At 42.9% G+C, this 541-nt stretch carries 2 protein-coding genes; both read left to right on the top strand.

Annotated elements, in window-relative coordinates; all coding sequences use genetic code 11:
- Window positions 1–389 (top strand): IS66 family insertion sequence element accessory protein TnpA (gene tnpA / locus PSI06_RS21115; RefSeq protein ID WP_273604829.1); only part of this gene is annotated, 389 nt, incomplete at its 5' end.
- Window positions 386–541: IS66 family insertion sequence element accessory protein TnpB (gene tnpB / locus PSI06_RS21780; protein ID WP_369128035.1), on the top strand; the 156-nt coding region annotated here is incomplete at its 3' end. The genes tnpA and tnpB, both read left to right, overlap by 4 nt.

Here is a 541-nt window from a genome sequence, read left to right as displayed (position 1 = left end):
CGTCCGGCCAACCACACCTAGCAACACCATTTTTTGTATTTGAAAATACCTTCAACTTTTTATTGGAGGTCATTATGAATTCACCCATCCCTAAACGTTGGCTAGAAATCCTAGCGCTTCGCTCATCATTTACTGGAACGAATGAAGCGTTTTGCAAACACCATCAAGTATCTATCAGCTCGTTTTATAAATATAAAAGCATGCAACAGGTGAAATCTTCAGGTGCATCACCTCAATTTGTCCGAGTTGAGCAACAAACCCAACGCACACACGTCAGTATCACTGAGCAACCAACGATTAACTTTAATACGCGCACTGGCCAACTGACATTACCCACAACACTTAACTGTGATGCTATCGTCTCAATTATTAAAGGTCTATCAGCATGAATATGTTTGTTAATCCGCCCGAGGTGTACTTATGTGCTGAGCATGTGGACTTTCGTAAATCCATCAATGGCCTTGCGGCGTTGGTGGAATGTGAGCTTGAATTACCCGTGCTATCGGGCGCGCTGTTTGTGTTTTGTAATAAAAAGCGCGAC

Source organism: Pseudoalteromonas sp. GABNS16E (assembly GCF_028598715.1).
GTDB classification, from domain to species: domain Bacteria; phylum Pseudomonadota; class Gammaproteobacteria; order Enterobacterales; family Alteromonadaceae; genus Pseudoalteromonas; species Pseudoalteromonas atlantica.
The sequence above is the reverse complement of the archived record's forward strand: the minus strand, read 5'-3'. Positions and strand labels throughout refer to the sequence as shown.